Here is a 13,918-nt window from a genome sequence, read left to right on the forward strand (position 1 = left end):
CGTCGGCCGAACCGGCCCCCACCAGGTTCGAGCGCCCCCTGTACCACACCGTCTCAGGCCAAGAATGTAGCGCACGCGGGGGGTGTGTGGTTGCCACGTGTCGGTTAATGGACGGACATCACAGCAACGTCGCTGGCCGGAATCCATGCTTCGGCGGGCCTGTGGAGCCAACTGTTTTCGGCCGCGACCTGGGCGGCGGCGCGGCGCAGTGCGTCAAAAGCGGGGTGCACCAGTCCCTTTCGCCAGACCAGGGAGACCGGCGACAGCGGAACGGGGTCGACGAGCGGACGCACCACGGTAGAGGCCATGGCCGGAAAGCTCACCACGGCGAGGATCGGATGACGCGTCCTTTCCATGATCCGCCGGAACTCCTCGTCCCCGACGGCCAGCGGAAGGGGCGGCGCCACCTCGATGCCGCGCCCCTCGAACAGCCGGTGCCCCAGGTCGGTCCACTCCGGCGTCCGCGGATTGCCGGCCCCGGCGTACACGGTCTCGCCCGCCAGCGCGGCGAGCGGCACCTCGGGCCGGGCGGCCAGGGGGTGGTCCTCGGGCAGGACGACCGCCATGGGCTCGTAGCGGACCGGCTGGTGGCCGAGTCCCGCCCGCAGGGCCGGGGGAAGGCCCGCGAACCGGCCGAACGAGGCGTCGAGCCGGCCCGCGAGCAGCTCGGCGGCGGCGCCGGTCAGCCCGCTCTCGTAGCGGGCCATGAGTTCCAGCTCGGGCGCGAGCCGGCGGGCCCGCTCCAGGACCAGGCGTCCGGTGACCAGTCCGGGCGAGTTGAGGTCCACCAGCAGCGGGCGCGCCTGGCCGAAGGCGGCGAGGAGGTCCTCCTGGGCCTGGAGCACGCGGCGGGCGTACGGCAGCAGCCGCTCGCCGTCGGCCGTCGGCGTCACCTGCCGGGTGGACCGGACGAACAGCTCGGTGCCCAGCTCGCGTTCCAGGCGCCGCACGTCGCGGCTGAGCGCCTGCTGGGCGACGTACAGGCGGGCCGCGGCGCGGGTGAAGTGCAGCTCCTCGGCGACGGCGACGAAGGCGCGCAGGAGGCGGGGGTCGAGGTGGGCGGGTGCGGGCATCCGGCGAATCTACAACGGACGTGCGTGAATGCGTGCGGAGAAGGTGTTGGACCCGGTGCCCGGCCTCGGACGACGGTGGACGCATGCCGCAACCGACTCCCGAACACCCCCGTCCGTCCGCCCCCTTGCTCACCGTCACCGCGGACACCCTGGTCGCCGTCGACTTCCGTCCGCGTGCCCCGCGTGCCCCGCGCAGGCCGCCCGGCCCGTACCGGCGCCTGCTGTCCACGCCCGGCGCCCGCGCGTTCACCGCCGGGAACCTCATCGCCCGGCTGCCGATGGGCATGTTCAGCGTCAGCGCCGTCGTGATGATCGCCGGCACGCGCGGCTCCTACGCCCTCGCCGGCGCCGTCACCGCGACCGGGCTGGCGGCGACCGCGCTGGTCGGGCCGTGGACCGCGCGGCTCGTGGACCGGTACGGCCAGGCCCGGGTGGCGGTACCGGCGACGCTGTTCGCGGCGCTCGGCTCGCTCGCGCTGGTGCTGTGCGTGCGCTCCGGGGCCCCCGACTGGACCCTGTTCGCCGCGTACGCCGCCACGGCCACGACGCCCAACACCGGCGGCATGGCCCGCGCCCGCTGGTCCCACCTGCTGAAGGGCGACGCCGACGCCCTGCACACGGCGAACTCCTTCGAGCAGGCCACGGACGAGCTGTGCTTCATGCTCGGACCGGTCCTCGCGGCGTTCCTGTGCACGGCGCTGTTCCCGGAGGCGGGCACGCTGGTCGGCGTGGTCCTGCTGGTGACCGGCATCCTGCTGTTCGCCGCCCAGCGCGCGACGGAACCGCCGGCCCGGCCGCGCCCGGCGGCGAAGGCGCCCTTCCGCGCGCCCGGCATCCCCCCGCTGCTGGCGGTGTGCCTGGCGACGGGCGCGGTGTTCGGCTCGCTGGAGGTCGTCACGATCGCGTTCGCCGACGCGCAGGGGCACCGTTCGGCGGCCGGTGTGGTGCTGGCGCTCCAGGCGGCCGGTTCCTGCGCGGCGGGCCTGCTGTACGGCGCGCTGAAGCCCGGCGGCCCGGCCGAGGTCCGCCTGCCGTGGTGCGTGGCCGCGATGACGGCCCTGATGACGCTGCCCCTGCTCGTCGCGTCCCTCACCGGCTCGCTGCCGCTGCTGGCGCTCACGCTGCTGGCCGCCGGGATGGCGACGGCCCCGACGATGGTCACGACGATGACGCTGGTCCAGCACCGCACCCCCGAGGGCCGTCTGAACGAGGGCATGACCCTCGCGGTGACCGGACTGCTCGGCGGCATCGCCTGCGGCAGCGCGGCCGGCGGCTGGACGGTGGAGCACGTGTCGCCCACGGCCGGCTACGGCGTGCCGGTCACGGCCGCCGCGCTCGCCCTGACGCTGGCCCTGCTGTCCCTGCCCCGCCGGGCCCGCCGGATCCGCCGGGCCCGCCCGGCCGGTGCCCGGGCATGACGAAGGCCCCGCCGCTCGGGAGCGACGGGGCCTCGGCCCACATGGGAACGGTGGAGATGGCGGGAATCGAACCCGCGTCCAACGGTGCGGAAACAGGGCTTCTCCGTGTGCAGTCCGCTGCGATTTTCTCGGCCCCGGAGATCACGCGGACAAGTCTCCGACGGGCTCAGTCACTGTGTGGTTTCCCTTTTCACCCCGTGACCGGGATCAAGGTTTAGTCCCCTAGCTGATGCCAGGATCCGGGTCGGGAACAGCCCCGGGCTGACACTCCCTTTGTAGGAGGCTCGCTGTCGCTACCTGAGATCAGGCAGCGAGGGCGAAGGCCTGCTGGGAGGAATCGCGCTTGGAGTTGGCGATTATTTTTTTCGGCCTGTGGTTTACGAGATCATGGCCGCTTCCTCGACACGCTTCCCCTGTTTCGACAGCCGCTGTCGAAACCGATCATCCCCATGTTGTGTTGTCAAACCGCGCACCGTCGAGCGGTGCAGGTGCCATCGTACGTGACCAACGCACGAGGGTGCCAGCCTATTCCCGCCGGGTCAGGCCCGCTGCTTGCGGCGGATCGCGGAGATCGTCCGCTCCGCCTCGCGCCGGTCCTGCTTCTCGCGCAGGGTCTGGCGCTTGTCGTACTCCTTCTTGCCGCGCGCCAGCGCGATCTCGACCTTGGCGCGGCCGTCCTTGAAGTACAGCGCGAGGGGCACGATCGTGTGCCCGGTCTCGTGGGACTTCGACTCCAGCTTGTCGATCTCCACGCGGTGCAGCAGCAGCTTCCGCTTGCGGCGGGCGCTGTGGTTGGTCCAGGTGCCCTGGCTGTACTCCGGCACGTGCACGTTGTGCAGCCACGCCTCGTGCCCGTCCAGCTGCACGAAGCCGTCGACCAGCGACGCCCGCCCCTGGCGCAGCGACTTCACCTCGGTCCCGGTGAGGACCAGACCGGCCTCGTAGGTGTCGAGGATCTGGTAGTCGTGCCGCGCCTTCTTGTTCTGCGCGATCAGCTTGCGCCCTTTTTCCTTAGCCATAGTGCCGCCCATTTTGGCACTACGGAGGGGGTGCGCGGGAAGCCGATTTACGCGGGGCGGGGCAGGGACCGGGCGGGCCGGGCGGGCCGGGGCGGCGCCTACCGGCCCAGTCCGCCGAGCACGGCCCGCGCCCGTTCCAGGGCGGCCGGACCCGTCGGGTCGACCTCCAGGTCGGGCGTGATGCCCGTGCCGTCGACGCCGCGCCCCGAGGGGGTGCGGTAGTGCCCGACGGTCAGTTCGGCGACCGAGCCGCCGGGGAGCCGGCTCGGCATCTGCACCGAGCCCTTGCCGAAGGTGCGGGAGCCGACGACGACCGCCCGGCCGCGGTCCTGGAGGGCCCCGGTGAGGAGTTCGGCCGCGCTCATGGTGCCGCCGTCGACGAGCACGACCAGGGGTCCGGCGGTGTCGCCGCCGGGTTCGGCGTGCAGGGCGCGCTGCTCGCCGTCGACGTCGTAGGTGGCGACCAGGCCGCCGTCGAGGAAGGCGGAGGCGGCGGTGACGGCCTCGGCGACCAGTCCGCCGGAGTTGCCGCGCAGGTCGAGGACGACGCCGGTGCCGGCCGGCACCCGCTCCACGGCGTCGCGCACCTGCCGGCCGACGCCCTTGGTGAAGGAGGCGACCTTGACGACGGTGACGCCGTCGGCGAGCGTGCGGACGGTGACCGGGTCCGTGGACAGCCTGGCCCGGCGGACGGTCTCGGTCCACGCCCGCGCACCGCGCTCCAGGCCGAGCCGGACGGCGGTGCCCGCGGGGTCCTCCTCGGCGTCGCCGCGCAGTGTCGAGACGACCTCGGTGACCGGACGTCCGTCGACCCGCTCGCCGTCGACGCTGCGCAGCCGGTCGCCCTCGCGGATCCCGGCGTCGGCGGCGGGGGACCCGGGGTGCACCCTGGTCACCTCGATGCGGCCGTCGCGTTCGCGACGCGCGGAGAGGCCGACGCCGGTGTACTGGCCGTCGAGGGCCTCCTCCAACTCCTCGTACTCGCCCCGGGAGTAGACGGCGCCCCAGCGGTCACCGCTGCGGCTGACGGCGCGTTCGGCGGCCTCCACCGGGGACTTGCCGTCGGCCATCGCCTCGGCCGCCGCGCGGGCCACGTCCTCGTGGTGTCCGGCGGGCGTGGCCGAACGGGCCGTGTCCGCCGGTGACTTCCGGTCGGCCTGCGGGAACGCCCCGGTGGCCGCCCCGGTGACGAGGACGCTCGCGAACACCAAGGTCAGGGCGGCCCCGTGGCGTACGCGGAGGGGCTGACGGAAACGGTCACGACCTGACATGCCGGTGAGTCTAGGACAACGCGAGAGGGCCGAACGGTCGCTTGACCGTTCGGCCCTCCGGACATGTGTCACACCTTCAGATACTTGCGCAACGCGAAGAACGCGGCCAACGCGGGCATCAGCAGGCCGGTGGCCAGGATCAGCGGCAGCTTCGCCAGCAGGGCGTCCCAGCCGATGAAGTCGATCAGGGCCAGCTTGTCGGACAGCGCGAGCCCGTGGTCGATGATGAAGTACCGCGCGGTCACCAGGAATCCGCAGGCGACCGCGCCGCCGATCAGTCCGGCGACCGCCGCCTCCATGATGAACGGCGCCTGGATGTAGAAGCCGGAGGCGCCGACCAGCCGCATGATGCCGGTCTCGCGCCGCCGGCTGAACGCCGAGACCCGCACCGTGTTGACGATCAGCATCAGCGCGACGACCAGCATCAGCGCCATCACCGCGCGCGCGGCCCAGTTCATGCCCTCCAGGAGCTGGAAGAGGTTGTCCAGGGTGCCGCGCTGGTCCGCCACGGACTGCACGCCGTCCCGGCCGTTGAAGGCGGTCGCGATGACCTGGTACTTCTCCGCGTCCTTCAGCTTGACGCGGTACGACTCCTGCATCTGGTCCGGCGTGAGCGAGCTGGCCAGCGGCGAGTCGCCGAACTGCTCCTTGTAGTGCTTGTACGCCTCGTCCTGCGACTCGTACGTCACCTTCTCGACGACGTTCATCTCGTCGAGGTCGGCCAGGATCTGCTTCTTCTGGTCCTCGGTCACCGCGCCCTTGGCGCAGGCGGGGTCGGACTTGGCGTCGCTCTTGTTGCAGAGGTAGACCGTGACGTTGACCTTGTCGTACCAGTAGCCCTTCATGGTGTCGACCTGGTCGCTCATCAGCAGCGAGCCGCCGAACAGGGCCAGGGACAGGGCGACGGAGACGATGACCGCGAAGGTCATGGTCAGGTTGCGGCGGAGACCGACGCCGATCTCCGAGAGCACGAACTGGGCGCGCATGGCGGGTGGTTGAGCCTTTCCGTGGAAGCAGGTGCGGTCTGCGGTCTCAGTGCTGGTAGCCGTAGACGCCGCGCGCCTGGTCGCGGACGAGGCGTCCCTTCTCCAGCTCGATGACGCGCTTGCGCATCTGGTCCACGATGTTCTGGTCGTGCGTGGCCATGATCACGGTGGTGCCCGTCCGGTTGATGCGGTCGAGCAGCTTCATGATGCCGACGGAGGTCTGCGGGTCGAGGTTGCCGGTGGGCTCGTCGGCGATCAGCAGCTTGGGCCGGTTGACGAAGGCGCGCGCGATGGCGACGCGCTGCTGCTCGCCGCCGGACAGCTCGCCCGGCCTGCGGTCCTCCTTGCCGCCGAGGCCGACGAGGTCGAGCACCTGGGGCACGGACTTGCGGATCTCGCCGCGGGACTTGCCGATGACCTCCTGCGCGAAGGCGACGTTCTCGGCGACCGTCTTGTTCGGCAGCAGGCGGAAGTCCTGGAACACCGTCCCCAGCTGGCGCCGCATCTGCGGCACCTTCCAGTTGGACAGGCGGGCGAGGTCCTTGCCCAGGACGTGCACCTGTCCGTGGCTGCACCGCTCCTCGCGGAGGATCAGCCGCAGGAAGGTGGACTTTCCGGAGCCGGAGGACCCCACGAGGAAGACGAACTCGCCCTTCTCGACCTCCAGGGAGACGTCCCTGAGGGCTGGGTGGTTCTGCTTGGGGTAGACCTTGGACACGTTGTCGAATCGGATCACGGATGCACCACGGGTCGCCGGGGGTAGATGAGCGTGACCATACGCGAACCGGGGACCCCCCGCAGTCACCGGTCGGGGTTGCGCGGTAGTTGCACGTTTTGTCCCGGCCGCCGTCCCCCGGGGACCGCGCGCAGGGGTCCCCGGAACCTGGCACAGTGGAAGGGGAACGTTCACGGTGCCGTGGGCGTTGTGTGAGTGAACCGGTGGCAAGGAGGGCGAGGCGCATGACGTACGACCGGTTGGTGTGCGCGAACTGCGCGGCGCCCGTGAGCGAGGGCCGGTGCCCGGTGTGCCGGGCGAACCGCGAGCGGCTGCAGCAGGGGAACTTCCTGGCGGGGCTGAATCCGATGACGTTGATCGCCCTGCTGGCGGTCCTGGTGGCCGCGGTGGCGCTGCTGGCCCACCAGACGGTGTAGCGCCCGGCGAAGACGCGACAGGGGCCCGGAGCGGTTGCGCTCCGGGCCCCTGTGTGTACGCGCTGTGCGCAGGCGCTACCGTCAGGCGGCGGCGCCGCGGCTGCCCATCATGCGGGGCAGGATGCGGAAGCCGATGCCGCCGGCGATCATCGTGGCGGCGCCGATCAGCAGGAACGTGGTCTCCGCCGCACCGGTCTCGGCGAGCTCCTTGCCGCCGCCCTGGGCAGCGGCGTCGGAGGCAGGGACGTCCTCACCGGTGTCGGTCAGGGCCGAGGAGCCCTGCTCCTGGGTGGAGGTGTTGGAGCCACCGTCGGGGTTGGTGTTGTCGCTACCGCCTCCGGTGTTGCCGCCACCGGGCTGCTCGGTGCTGCCGCCACCGGGCTGCTCCGTGTTGCCACCACCGGGCTGCTCGGTGTTACCGCCACCCGGCTGCTCCGTGTTGCCACCGCCAGGCTGCTCGGTGTTACCGCCACCCGGCTGCTCCGTGTTGCCACCGCCAGGCTGCTCGGTGTTACCGCCACCCGGCTGCTCCGTGTTGCCACCACCGGGCTGCTCGGTGTTACCGCCACCCGGCTGCTCCGTGTTGCCACCACCGGGCTGCTCGGTGTTACCGCCACCCGGCTGCTCCGTGTTGCCACCACCGGGCTGCTCGGTGTTACCGCCACCGGGCTGCTCCGTGTTGCACTCGGGGCCGGTGCCGATCTCACATCCCGGCTCGCCGTCGAGGGTGATCCCGATGTTGAGCTCGAGTGCCGAGGCCGCGCCCGCGGCGGTCAGCGAGGCACCGGCCGCGATCACGGCACCGGCCGCTATGCGTGCGACACGGATCCGCGTCTTCTTGGTCATATGGTTGCTACCCCCAGTAGCTGAAATCGTCGGTGAGGCGGCGCCAGGGGCCGTGATCGACGGAGGGCGGTAGCGCTGAAGCGAAGTCCCCCGGTTCACATGCGCCCCAGAAATACGCATGCCGAGCCTCACCCTTACGAATGTTCAAAGCCTCGTCAAGGTCATTGCGTACGCGATGTCCCGGTAAGGAACGTATGCCGGACACAAAGGATGTGAGTGTGAGGTAAAACCCGGACATCGCCGACGAAGAAAAGGCAACCGCCGTCCGTGAGGCGGCAGTTGCCTTGTCGACAAAGCGGTTCCGGTGGCGCGGGTTACTTCTCCCGCTGCTTGCGCCAGCGAATTCCGGCTTCCAGGAAACCGTCGATCTCGCCGTTGAACACGGCCTCGGGGTTGCCCACCTCGTGCTCGGTGCGCAGGTCCTTGACCATCTGGTACGGGTGCAGCACGTACGAACGCATCTGGTTGCCCCAGGAGTTGCCGCCGTCGCCCTTGAGGGCGTCCATCTTGGCCTGCTCCTCCTGGCGGCGCCGCTCCAGCAGCTTGGCCTGGAGGACGTTCATCGCCGTGGCCTTGTTCTGGATCTGGGAGCGCTCGTTCTGGCAGGAGACGACGATGCCGGTGGGGATGTGGGTCAGGCGCACCGCCGAGTCGGTGGTGTTGACGCCCTGGCCGCCGGGCCCGGAGGACCGGTACACGTCCACGCGCAGCTCGGACTCGTCGATCTCGATGTGGTCGGTCTGCTCGACCACGGGAAGTACCTCGACGCCCGCGAAGGAGGTCTGGCGGCGCCCCTGGTTGTCGAAGGGCGAGATGCGCACCAGGCGGTGCGTGCCCTGCTCGACGGAGAGGGTGCCGTAGGCGTACGGCACCTGCACGGCGAAGGTGGTCGACTTGATGCCGGCCTCCTCGGCGTACGACGTCTCGTAGACCTCGGTCTTGTAGCCGCGCTGCTCGGCCCAGCGCAGGTACATGCGCTGGAGCTTCTCCGCGAAGTCGGCGGCGTCCACGCCACCGGCCTCGGCGCGGATGTTGACGAGCGCCTCGCGCGCGTCGTACTCGCCCGAGAGCAGCGTGCGGACCTCCATCTCGTCCAGCGCCTTCTTCACGGCCGTGAGCTCGGACTCGGCCTCCGCGCGGGTGTCGGGGTCGTCCTCCTCCTCGGCCATCTCGAAGAGCACGGCGAGATCGTCGATCCGGCCGCGCAGAGTCTCGGCCTTCCGCACCTCGGCCTGGAGGTGCGAGAGCTTGCTGGTGATCTTCTGCGCCGCCTCCGGGTCGTCCCAGAGGGAGGGCGCGGCCGCCTGCTCCTCGAGCACGGCGATGTCTGCCCTCATCTTGTCGAGGTCCAGGACGGCCTCGATCGACTCCATGGTCGAGGAGAGGGACTTCAGCTCTTCGGATACATCGACGACTGCCACGCATCCAGCGTAACGGCTCCGCCCGGCGGTCCACGCCGGACCGCGGCGGGCGGCGGTGGCGGCGGGCCCGGCCTCACGGGGAGGCCGGTGCCGAGTTCCGCGTGTCCTGGGGGCCCGCGTCGCCCTCGTCACCGCCCGTGGCCAGCCAGGTGCCGACACCGACCGCCGCGACCAGGACGACCGTGCCCGCGCCCAGCGCGAGCCGGCGGCGCCGTGCGGCGGCGCGGTTGCGGGCCGAGCCGGGGCGGGGGGCGCCGGAGGCGCGCGGGGCGCGGGCGGTGCCGCGGGCGCCGCCGGCCAGCTCGTCGGGGGCCGGTACGCGCATGGAGGTGTGCGTGTCGCGGTTGGAGTCGGCCGGTTTCGCGCCCGGCACCAGCGGCACCGCTCCCCGGCGCCGGACCGGCTGCCCGGCGGGCGCGGGCGACGCAGGGTCCTCCTCGGGCGCGTCCTCCTCGTCCGCGTCGGGCTCGTCCACCTCCAGGGGCGCCATCCCGGCCAGCATCGGCAGCAGCTCGCGCAGCCGGGCACCCAGCTCGGAGGCGCGCAGCCGGGAGGCCGGAGCCTTGGCCAGGCACTGCACGAGCAGCTGCCACAGCTCGTCGGGGATGCCGGGGAGGGGCACGACCGTCTCGGTGACGTGGCGGCGCAGGACCGCACCGGGGTGGCCGCCGCCGAAGGGCGTGAAGCCGGCCAGCAGCTCGTACAGGACCGTGGCCAGGGCGTAGATGTCCACCGAGGCCCGCGGCGGCAGGCCCTCGACGATCTCCGGGGCCAGGTAGTCGGGGGTGCCGATGATCTTCGTGGCGCGGGTGCGCCGGGGGGTGTCGATGAGCTTGGCCACACCGAAGTCGGTCAGCAGCGCGGGGTGCGAGCCGCCGGGGCCGAGCGGGCCCTGCATGTCCAGCAGCACGTTCTCCGGCTTGACGTCGCGGTGCACGACCCCGGCGGCGTGCGCGGCGGCCAGGCCGTCGGCGACGTCGGCGACGATGGCCACGGCGGCCTCGGGTGCCAGGCGCCGCTCCCGGTCGAGGCGGGTGCGCAGGTCCGTGCCGCGGACCAGGTCCATGACGAGCGCGAGGTCGTTGCCGTCGACCACCAGGTCGCGCACGGAGACGACGTGCGGGTGCTCCAGGCCGAGCAGCGCGGTGCGCTCCTGGACGAAGCGTGAGACGAGTTCCTGGTCGGAGGCCAGGTCCTCGCGCAGCAGCTTGATCGCGACGGGGCCCTCGGGCCCCTCGCCCAGCCACACCGTGCCGGCGCTGCCCCGTCCGAGGATCTGGTGGGCGGTGTACCGGCTGCCGATCTTCCGTGCCAAGACTGCTCCTACCGACGCGTGTTGCGCACAAAACTACGCGTCCGGAGAGCCGGCCTTCACAGCGGAGGCGGAAATCACCCGCCGGTTGTCGACAAATCCCCAGAGTCGGGGCCGCACGGCCCGCCCGGGGATCAGGCGCCGCCCGAGTCCGAGCCGCCCAGGTCCCCGATCCAGCCGGTCACGGTGCCGAACCAGTCGCTGAGCTGTTCCCAGTAGTTCTTGCCGGTGCCGATCCACTCCTGGAGCGGGCTCAGCTCCCAGATCAGCCAGCCGGCCACGAACAGCACGACGAGGGTGACCAGGCACCCCTTGAGGCAGCCGAGCCCGGGGATGCGCATCGGGTTGGCGCTGCGCTGCCGCGGCGGCCGGGGCTCGCGCCGGGGCGGCCGGGGCTCGGGCGCGGGCGGCGGGGCGTAGCGCTGGGGCTGGGGCTGGGGGGGCTGCTGGGGCTGAGGGGTGGCGTACCGCTGCGGCTGGGGCTGCTGGGGCTGCTGGGGGTAGCCGTAGCCCTGGGGCGGCTGCTGGGGCCGCGGCTGCTGCTGCGGGCGGGCGACCTGCCGCTGGGGGCGGCGGCGCAGCGGGTCCTCGTTCGGGCCGAGGTACTGCACCTGCGTCTGCTCGTTGCGGTCGCGGGCGGCGCGCAGCTGGTTCTGCCAGGGGTGCGGGTCCTCGGGTCCGCCCTGTCCCGGGGCGCCCGGCTGCCCCGGCGGCACCGGCGGCATGACGGCGGTCGGGTCGGCCGCGCCGCGGCTCGGCAGGACGGCGGTGGGGTCGGCGGCGCCCGCGGGGCCGCCGGTGTGCGGCAGGACGCTGGTCGCGCCGTTCGGGTCATAGGCGCCGTTCGGGTTCTGCGGCAGGACCTGCGTCGGGTCGGCGGCGCCGGGGGTGCCGGGCACCGGCGCGGGGGCCGGGTCGGGCGCGAGGAGCGCGCCGACGTTCTCGGCGGCACCGATCTGGGCGCTGTTCGCGTGCACGCCGATGCCCTCGGCGACGACGCGCAGGCCGCGGGCGAGGTTCTCGGCGCTGGGGCGCTCGTCGGGGTTCTTGCGCAGGCAGCGCTCGATGACCGTCCACAGCGGGTCGGGGACGGTGGAGGGGCGGCGCGGCTCGGCGCTCAGGTGCTGGTGCAGCACCTCGAGGGCGGAGTTGCCGGCGAACGGCGGGCGACCGGTGACCAGCTCGTACAGCAGAATGCCGGCGCCGTAGACGTCGACGGCGGAGGTCTGCGGGCGGCCCTCGGCGGACTCCGGGGCGACGTACGCGGGCGTGCCGACGAACTCGTGGGTGCGGGTGAGGCCGGGCGAGTCGGCGAGCCGGGCGATGCCGAAGTCGGTGAGCATCGGGTGCATCTCGCCGCCGGTCTGCTTCAGCAGGACGTTGGCCGGCTTCAGGTCGCGGTGGACGACGCCGTCGGCGTGGCTGGCGGCGAGGGCGTCGGCGATCTGCGCGGTCAGCAGAGCCGCGGCGACCGGGGTGAGCGGCCCGTTCTCGCGCAGGTAGCGGTGCAGGTCGGGACCGTCGACGAGGTCCATGACCAGCGCGAGCAGCTCACCCTCGACGACCAGGTCGCGGACCCGGACGATGTTGGGGTGGGTCAGCCGGAGCAGGACGGAGCGCTCCCGCAGGAAGCGCATCACGATGTCGGCGTCGCTCGCGAGCTCCTCCTTGAGGACCTTGATCGCGACGGTCTCGCCGGGCTGTCCGGCCACGGCCGCCTCGGCGCCCGCGGTCTCCCTCTGGCGGGCTCGCCAGACGGTGCCCGTGGCACCGCGACCGAGGGGCTCCTCGAGGAGGTACTTGCTGCCTACCGGCCGCACGTCATGCGCTCCCTGTTTGCTTGCTGGCTGTTCCGGCCCACTGTAGTGCCGCGGTGCGCGGCCCGGGCCGTCGTCTTCCTTCGGTTCCCCCCGGTCCGCCGTGGCCGCCTGGGTTCCGCTTCCGGCGTGTGTGCGAAGGAAAGACGCGCGACCTGGTCCCTTGGTTGCCGAGCCCGGACGTGACCGATCTCAACTGATCGCCCCTCGATCATCGGTGGGCCATCCGTCAGGCACTTTTGCGGGCAGAGCCGACCAATCAAGATCATTTGGCGGCGGCGGGCGGGCACGTTGTCGGCCGCAGGTGCGAGGATGCCTCCAGTACTGGCCGACGTGCTCGTGTGGCGGTGGGGGAAGTCCGCGGTGGGGGACCGCGGAGAGAGGTCTTCGTCCCAAAGCGATCGCGGGCGCCCGCGCGAAGGGACCGCTGACGGCGATGCAGATCCGGCTGACCGTCATAGATCCGCTGGGCCCGCACCTGTCCGCGGGGGGCGGCGCACCCGCCGCGAGCTGCGACGTGCTGGTCACGGCACCGGCCGGCACGGCTCTGGCCGCGATCGCCTCCGCGCTGGCCGCGGCGGTCCCCGGCGGCGACGGACAGGGCTCCGGCCAGGTGGTCCTGTACGCCGGCGCGCAGCGGCTCGACGCCCAGCGCAGCACCCTGGGCGAGCCCCCGCTGATCGACGGCGCCGTGCTCTGCCTGGGCGCCCCGGGCGAGCCCGACCCGCACACCGACCCCGCCGACGTCCCGGCCCAGCTGCACGTGGTCGCCGGGCCCGACGCGGGCGGCGTCCACCTGCTGCACGGGGGCCAGATCCGGCTCGGCCGGTCCGCCGACGCGGACGTCGCGCTCGACGACCCGGACGTCTCCCGGATGCACTGCGCCGTGACCGTCGCCGCCGACGGCCGCGTCTCGGTCGCCGACCTCGGCTCGACCAACGGCACCACCCTGGACGGCACCCGTGTGGGCGAGCGTCCGGTGCGCTTCGCGCCGGGGGCGCTGCTGCGGATCGGCGAGTCGGCGCTGCGGCTGGTCCCGGCCGGCCGGGGAGCCGGGACACGGGTGGCGACGGCGCCGGACGGCGAGGGGCACGTGCGCGTGCCCGGCGCGGCGGCCGACGCCGGGGACCGGGTGACCCACGGACGCGCGGACGACGGGGCGGACGTCCCCGGCGAGCGCACGCACCACGCCCACGGCACGGTGACGTACGGCACCGTCGCGGCACCGGCCGGCCCGTCGGCGGTGCCCGGCCGGGGCACCGCGCCCCGCGGCGAGAGCCGCGGCACCGGTTTCCCGGGGGACGCGCCGCCCGACACCGCACCGCGTCCGCTCCCGGCGACGCCCGGTCCGCGGACCGGGGCGGCCGGGGCGGACGAGACGCACGCCGGGGCCTCCGGGGCGGGCGGCGCCCCCGCGGGGCCGACCCGCGCGGGCCGGGGGCACGCGGAGATGTCCGGCGCGGCGGGCACGGACCCCGCGGGCGGCCACGGGAGCGGCGCGGTAGGCGGCGGCCGCAAGGGGACACCGCTGCGGGGGACCGACGTACCGCAGGGCGTGCGCAGGCGCGGGGGGCTCGGCGCGTGGGCGCGGCGGCTGACCGGC

The 13,918-nt window shown here is 72.9% G+C and carries 12 protein-coding genes and 1 other RNA gene; 3 read left to right on the forward strand and 10 right to left on the reverse strand.

Features of this window, described 5'->3' with window-relative positions; translation table 11 throughout:
- Window positions 1–104: 104 nt before the first annotated feature.
- Window positions 105–1,073 (reverse strand): LysR family transcriptional regulator, encoded by a 969-nt coding sequence (locus JHAT_RS25330; protein WP_077800570.1) that lies wholly within the window; start codon window positions 1,071–1,073, stop codon window positions 105–107.
- 83 nt (window positions 1,074–1,156) lie between these two features.
- Between JHAT_RS25330 and JHAT_RS25335 the strand changes: the two genes are divergently transcribed.
- Complete coding sequence (locus JHAT_RS25335; protein ID WP_107482018.1) at window positions 1,157–2,491, forward strand: MFS transporter; 1,335 nt, start codon at window positions 1,157–1,159, stop codon at window positions 2,489–2,491.
- 48 nt (window positions 2,492–2,539) lie between these two features.
- Here the strand turns inward: JHAT_RS25335 and ssrA are convergent.
- The 5 genes from ssrA to ftsE form a co-directional block, all read right to left on the reverse strand.
- Window positions 2,540–2,940, reverse strand: a transfer-messenger RNA (tmRNA) gene (gene ssrA / locus JHAT_RS25340).
- 90 nt (window positions 2,941–3,030) lie between these two features.
- Complete coding sequence (gene smpB, locus JHAT_RS25345) at window positions 3,031–3,510, reverse strand: SsrA-binding protein SmpB (RefSeq protein WP_077800571.1); 480 nt, start codon at window positions 3,508–3,510, stop codon at window positions 3,031–3,033.
- 98 nt (window positions 3,511–3,608) lie between these two features.
- Entirely contained in the window at window positions 3,609–4,781 is a 1,173-nt protein-coding gene (locus JHAT_RS25350; RefSeq protein WP_171991044.1) for a S41 family peptidase, read from the reverse strand.
- 68 nt (window positions 4,782–4,849) lie between these two features.
- Window positions 4,850–5,767 carry a permease-like cell division protein FtsX gene (gene ftsX / locus JHAT_RS25355; protein ID WP_077800573.1) on the reverse strand — a complete coding sequence of 306 codons (918 nt, stop codon included), beginning with the start codon at window positions 5,765–5,767 and terminating at the stop codon, window positions 4,850–4,852.
- A 46-nt stretch (window positions 5,768–5,813) separates the two neighbouring features.
- Window positions 5,814–6,503: a cell division ATP-binding protein FtsE gene (gene ftsE / locus JHAT_RS25360; RefSeq protein WP_071377746.1), complete on the reverse strand. Its 690-nt coding sequence runs from the start codon at window positions 6,501–6,503 to the stop codon at window positions 5,814–5,816.
- Window positions 6,504–6,727: 224 nt separating this feature from the next.
- Between ftsE and JHAT_RS25365 the strand changes: the two genes are divergently transcribed.
- Window positions 6,728–6,919: a hypothetical protein gene (locus JHAT_RS25365; protein ID WP_077800574.1), complete on the forward strand. Its 192-nt coding sequence runs from the start codon at window positions 6,728–6,730 to the stop codon at window positions 6,917–6,919.
- Window positions 6,920–7,000: 81 nt separating this feature from the next.
- On the opposite strand, the gene JHAT_RS25370 is transcribed toward JHAT_RS25365, so the two are convergent.
- The 4 genes from JHAT_RS25370 to JHAT_RS25385 all read right to left on the reverse strand — a co-directional run bounded on the left by JHAT_RS25370 (window position 7,001) and on the right by JHAT_RS25385 (window position 12,318).
- The gene (locus tag JHAT_RS25370; RefSeq protein ID WP_077800575.1) at window positions 7,001–7,765 is read right to left on the reverse strand and encodes an LPXTG cell wall anchor domain-containing protein; all 765 of its coding nucleotides are present in this window, start codon (window positions 7,763–7,765) and stop codon (window positions 7,001–7,003) included.
- A 314-nt stretch (window positions 7,766–8,079) separates the two neighbouring features.
- Window positions 8,080–9,186 carry a peptide chain release factor 2 gene (prfB, locus tag JHAT_RS25375; RefSeq protein ID WP_077800576.1) on the reverse strand — a complete coding sequence of 369 codons (1,107 nt, stop codon included), beginning with the start codon at window positions 9,184–9,186 and terminating at the stop codon, window positions 8,080–8,082.
- 73 nt (window positions 9,187–9,259) lie between these two features.
- Window positions 9,260–10,501 (reverse strand): serine/threonine-protein kinase, encoded by a 1,242-nt coding sequence (locus tag JHAT_RS25380; protein WP_077800577.1) that lies wholly within the window; start codon window positions 10,499–10,501, stop codon window positions 9,260–9,262.
- A 131-nt stretch (window positions 10,502–10,632) separates the two neighbouring features.
- Window positions 10,633–12,318, reverse strand: coding sequence for a serine/threonine-protein kinase (locus JHAT_RS25385; RefSeq protein ID WP_077800578.1), 1,686 nt, complete (start codon window positions 12,316–12,318; stop codon window positions 10,633–10,635).
- Between the two features lie 433 nt (window positions 12,319–12,751).
- Between JHAT_RS25385 and JHAT_RS25390 the strand changes: the two genes are divergently transcribed.
- Window positions 12,752–13,918 (forward strand): FHA domain-containing protein (locus JHAT_RS25390; protein ID WP_143660504.1); only part of this gene is annotated, 1,167 nt, incomplete at its 3' end.

Source organism: Streptomyces sp. JHA26 (assembly GCF_002005565.1).
Classification (GTDB): Bacteria; Actinomycetota; Actinomycetes; order Streptomycetales; family Streptomycetaceae; genus Streptomyces.